Consider the following 5,192-nt stretch of genomic DNA (forward strand, 5'->3'; position numbering starts at 1 on the left):
AGATTAAATTCACGGCTGTAAATGCGGACAGACCTTATTACGAAATAATGAAATTCGGCGCTTCATCAGAGCAATCTTAAAAAAAACACCCAGAAATGAATTATCTATGCTACAATATAAACATCTATTATTATGTTGACACTTTCGCTTGGCATGTGATAGTATTTTAATGTTATTGTTTGTAGCACCCGTGCTACAACCGCACACAACAGGTTATTAAGTTTTGCTTTACGCAAACGCCTGCTGATGGCGAGTCTGAGTCTTATGAGGAGGTGCAATGGAATGTACGCAATTATCGAAACAGGTGGCAAGCAAGTAAAGGTAGAAGCAGGACAAGCAATCTACATTGAAAAGCTTAACGCTGAAGAAGGCGCAACAGTTACTTTTGACAAAGTTCTTTTTGTTGGTGGCGAAACTGTTAAGGTTGGAAGCCCAGTAGTAGAAGGCGCAACTGTAACAGCTAAAGTTGAAAAGAATGGCCGTCAGAAGAAAATTACCGTTTTCAAGTACAAGGCGAAAAAGAACTATCATAAAAAGCAAGGTCATCGTCAGCCTTACACTAAAGTTGTTATCGAAAAGATCAACGCTTAATTAAGGCAGAATGTTATGATTCGTGCAACGATTAATCGTACAAAATCCGGAAGCATCCAGTCGTTTTCGATCAGCGGCCATGCCGGATTTGCGGCTCATGGAAGCGATATTGTCTGTGCAGGAGTTTCTGCCGTATCCTTCGGAGCAGTGAATTCAATTATCTCTTTGACAGGAATCACTCCTGACATTGAGCAAGGAGCAGATGGGTTTCTCCGCTGTGACATCCCGGACAATTTGCCCGAGGATACACAGGAGAAAATGCAATTGCTGCTTGAAGGAATGGTCGTTTCATTGCAAACGTTGGAGAGAGAGTACGGAAAGCACATAAAAATAACCTTCAAAAAGTAGGAGGTGGAACAAAATGTTAAGATTAGATCTTCAATTCTTCGCTTCTAAGAAGGGTGTAGGTTCAACTAAGAACGGACGTGACTCAATCGCAAAGCGTCTTGGCGCTAAGCGTGCAGATGGTCAATTCGTAACTGGTGGTTCTATCCTTTACCGTCAGCGCGGAACTAAAATCTACCCAGGTGTAAACGTGGGTAAAGGTGGAGATGACACTCTATTCGCTAAGGTTGACGGCGTCGTTAAATTCGAACGTCTTGGCCGTGACCGCAAGCAAGTAAGTGTTTATCCTGCAGCTCAAGAAGCGTAAGCCAAAGAGAAGCCCTAACCACTGCGGTTAGGGTTTTCTTGTTTTTCCGCTCTGTTAACCGTGATAATCGATTTTAAAATCCTGTTGATTGGAGCGGAAGGCACGAGACTCCTGCGGGATGAACAGGTCCGAGGAGGCTCCCCGGACCGCCCGCGGAAAGGGAGTGCCTGGAGCGGAAATCAACAGTTAAGGATAACAAAGCAAGGTTTTTATAATACATAATTACTTACGCAGTATGGCTTTTTTGTTATACTAACACCAAGCAGTCTTATGAGTAGGGAGTATGTTTATGAAAAAAGAGTGGGATACAATCGAGGTTTTGCGCCATGCGCGCCATGATTGGATGAATCAGCTTCAATTAATTAAAGGCAATCTATCTCTGAACAAAGTGGATCGGGCTAAAGATATCATTGAAGAAATTATCATGGAAGCCAGGCAGGATGCAAAGCTATCTAATTTAAATCTTCCTCAATTTGCCTCAAAGTTGTTAACCTGCAATTGGGAGAACCATTTTTTTCAGCTGGAATATGAAGTGATGGACTCCCAAAACTTCCACAGACTAGATGATCAGCAGCTGGCTAGCTGGACAGAGCTGCTGTTTGAAACGCTGAATTCTTCAATTGAACGTTATCAGGAAAATCATCTTTCCGTCACAATCGATCCACAGGATAAAGGTATTGGGTTCTTTTTTGATTTTAGCGGAATAATAAATGATAAAAATCGTATTGAAAACTTTTTAGCCCATCAGCCCGCAAATGGAATGAATGTAATTTCCGACGGGGTAATTGATGGCGAATTGACGATTGAAGTTTTTATGGTTTCACTCTAGGGAATCATAAAAAATGCTGCTCCTCTTAGATGAGTATAAAACCGTCAATATTCTTTTATAATTAACAAAAATCAGACAGGTGGTAATGACATAATGTTTGTCGATCAGGTAAAAATTTACGTAAAAGGCGGAGACGGCGGCGATGGAATGGTTGCTTTCCGCCGTGAAAAATATGTGCCAAACGGCGGTCCAGCCGGCGGCGACGGCGGTAACGGTGCCAATGTGATCTTCCAGGTAGAAGAAGGACTTCGTACATTGATGGATTTCAGGTATCAGCGCCATTTCAAGGCTCCACGCGGTGAGCATGGGATGTCTAAAAATCAGCATGGTAAAAATGCAAAGGATATGATTGTCAAAGTTCCGCCTGGAACGATCGTATCAGATGCGAAAACTGGAGCGGTTATTGCAGATTTGGTCGAACATGGCCAACAGGCTGTCATCGCTAAAGGGGGACGCGGAGGACGCGGGAACTCACGTTTTGCAACTCCATCTAACCCAGCACCTGAACTTTCTGAAAAGGGAGAGCCGGGACAGGATAAAGACATTGTCATGGAATTGAAGCTTCTTGCTGATGTAGGACTTGTCGGTTTTCCTAGTGTTGGAAAATCAACGTTACTGTCAGTAGTTTCTGCTGCAAGGCCAAAGATTGCAGAGTATCATTTTACAACAATCGTACCGAACTTAGGTATGGTAGAAACAGAAGACGGCAGAAGCTTCGTGCTTGCTGATTTGCCGGGCCTTATTGAAGGAGCGCATTCAGGTGTTGGTCTTGGCCATCAATTTTTGCGTCATATTGAACGTACACGCGTCATTGTCCACGTAATCGATATGGCTGCAACTGAGGACCGCGACCCTTATGAGGACTATTTAACAATCAATAATGAATTAAAAGAATATAACTTGAGGCTGACAGAAAGGCCACAAGTAATTGTTGCCAATAAAATGGACATGCCAGATGCGGAAGAGAACCTAAAGGTCTTTAAAGAAAAGATTGGGGATGCACATCCAATCTTCCCTATTTCTGCAATAACACGTGAAGGCTTACGCGAGCTTGTCTTTTCGGTGGCCGATTTAGTCGAAAAGACGCCGGAATTCCCTCTTATTGAAGAAGAAGTTGAGGAAGATACGGACGTTAACCGTGTTATGTATAAGCATGAGAAAGCAGAACAGGAATTTGAAATTACCCGGGAACCGGATGGAACCTTTGTCATTTCTGGCGACAGCATTGAAAGGCTGTTCAAAATGACTGATTTCTCACGTGAAGAATCAATAAGAAGATTTGCCCGCCAAATGCGCGGAATGGGTATAGATGATGCCCTTCGTGAAAGAGGAGCGAAAGACGGAGATACAGTTAAGCTTCTTGAGTATGAATTTGAATTTGTTGAGTAAGCCTTGTACATCTAAATAAAAATCATCTTTGCTGATCAGGCGCTTACGCTCTTCTGATGGGGTGGGAACATGAAACAAAATCAATTGGATAAAAAGTTTTTCCTTGTGCGGGAAGATGTGCTGCCTGAAGCGATGAAGAAAACGCTTGATGCAAAGGAAATGATTGAACGGGGAAAAGCAGAGTCAGTCTGGGATGCAGTCCAGCGGGTAGATTTAAGCAGAAGTGCTTTTTACAAATATCGTGACACTGTTTTCCCGTTCCATACGGTTGTGAAAGAACGAATCATCACACTTTTTTTTCAGCTTGAAGACCGTTCTGGAACTTTATCGGAACTGTTAGGTACTGTAGCGGCTACTGGCTGTAATGTGCTGACCATTCATCAGACCATCCCGTTACAGAGCAGAGCAAACGTTACTTTGAGCCTGAATGTAACTGAAATGAAAGTCGAATTGGATGAACTGCTAGGAAGATTGAAAAGGCTAGAATTTGTAGAGAAAGTAGAAGTGCTTGGTTCCGGTGCTTAATTGTACTGGCTACAGGGGGAGTTGATTGGCTTGAAAATTGGATATCTTGGTCCAAAGGCGACATTTACAGATCTCGCGGCACGCCAACTGTTCAGTGATGCTGAGAGGACTCCCTATGTAAGCATTCCTGAATGTATGGATGCGGCGGCTGCGGGCGAGATTGACGCAGCGATTGTCCCGCTCGAAAATTCGATTGAGGGGTCCGTCAATATCACGATTGATTATTTAGTCCATGAATCTGAATTGGTTATTGCCGGTGAGGCGGTTGTTCCAATCAGGCAGCATTTGCTTGTACATAAAGCAAACATAGATCAATGGAATAAGGCTGAAATGATTTACAGCCATCCTCATGCACTAGCACAGTGCCATAAATTCCTGCATAAAGAATTCAAAGGAACGCCACTGGAAAATATGGCTTCAACTGCTGCTGCTGCAAAATACGTACAAGACCACCCAGAATTAAACATCGCGGCAATTGCGAATGGCTTGGCAGCAGATGAATATGGCCTTGCCAGGGTGAATGAAAACATCCATGATTACAGCTATAATCATACTGTGTTTGCTATTCTTGCGAAGGAAGGGCACAGCATCAGACTTAAACCCTCTGATGATTATAAAACCACCTTGATGATCACACTGCCTTCTGACCAGGCCGGTGCTCTGCATCAGGTGTTATCTGCTTTTTCCTGGAGAAAGCTCAATCTGTCAAAAATTGAATCAAGGCCGATGAAGACGGGGCTCGGAAAATACTTTTTCATCATCGATATTAGTTTGAAGATGGATGAGGTATTGATTCCTGGAGCCATCGCTGAACTCGAAGCCTTAGGCTGCAGTGTCAAGCTCCTCGGAAGCTACACAAGCCATAGAATATAAAAAAAGATCCATCAGTGATGGATCTTTTTTTATGTTATTTTTGGCTTGAAAACCGACTTAAAGTGGTTCTGGGTAACTAAAACCCTTTAAATGTAAAAAACAGCCATTTTTGGTTTCGATAAGGAGCATTGGAACAATCTAAAGCATTATAAACGCTATGCCGATGTTCCAATAAGAGTCATTGGGACAGTCTAAAGTATTAAAAACGCTATGCCGATGTTCCAATAAGGGTCATTGGAACAGTCTAAAGAGTGAAAAACGCCATGACGATGTTCCAATAAGGGTCATTGGAACAGTCTAAAGAGTGAAAAACGCCATGACGATGTTCCAATA

General features: G+C 42.9%; 7 protein-coding genes and 1 other annotated feature. All 7 genes read left to right on the forward strand.

Annotated elements, in window-relative coordinates; all coding sequences use genetic code 11:
- Positions 1-187 precede the first annotated feature (187 nt).
- Positions 188-267 (forward strand) — a sequence feature (ribosomal protein L21 leader region).
- A 15-nt stretch (positions 268-282) separates the two neighbouring features.
- Entirely contained in the window at positions 283-591 is a 309-nt protein-coding gene (rplU, locus tag WB217_RS07835; protein WP_423992227.1) for a 50S ribosomal protein L21, read from the forward strand.
- A 15-nt stretch (positions 592-606) separates the two neighbouring features.
- Positions 607-939, forward strand: coding sequence for a ribosomal-processing cysteine protease Prp (locus WB217_RS07840; RefSeq protein ID WP_423992229.1), 333 nt, complete (start codon positions 607-609; stop codon positions 937-939).
- Between the two features lie 13 nt (positions 940-952).
- The gene (gene rpmA / locus WB217_RS07845) at positions 953-1,243 is read left to right on the forward strand and encodes a 50S ribosomal protein L27 (protein WP_079509900.1); all 291 of its coding nucleotides are present in this window, start codon (positions 953-955) and stop codon (positions 1,241-1,243) included.
- 289 nt (positions 1,244-1,532) lie between these two features.
- Positions 1,533-2,072, forward strand: coding sequence for a Spo0B C-terminal domain-containing protein (locus WB217_RS07850; protein WP_423992232.1), 540 nt, complete (start codon positions 1,533-1,535; stop codon positions 2,070-2,072).
- 93 nt (positions 2,073-2,165) lie between these two features.
- Positions 2,166-3,461, forward strand: coding sequence for a GTPase ObgE (gene obgE / locus WB217_RS07855; protein ID WP_423992234.1), 1,296 nt, complete (start codon positions 2,166-2,168; stop codon positions 3,459-3,461).
- A gap of 69 nt (positions 3,462-3,530) precedes the next feature.
- Entirely contained in the window at positions 3,531-3,986 is a 456-nt protein-coding gene (locus WB217_RS07860) for an ACT domain-containing protein (RefSeq protein WP_423992236.1), read from the forward strand.
- Positions 3,987-4,016: 30 nt separating this feature from the next.
- Positions 4,017-4,859 (forward strand): prephenate dehydratase, encoded by an 843-nt coding sequence (gene pheA, locus WB217_RS07865; protein ID WP_423992238.1) that lies wholly within the window; start codon positions 4,017-4,019, stop codon positions 4,857-4,859.
- Positions 4,860-5,192: the final 333 nt, after the last annotated feature.

The organism is Mesobacillus sp. (assembly GCF_049588175.1).
In the GTDB taxonomy this organism is placed as follows: domain Bacteria; phylum Bacillota; class Bacilli; order Bacillales; family Cytobacillaceae; genus Mesobacillus.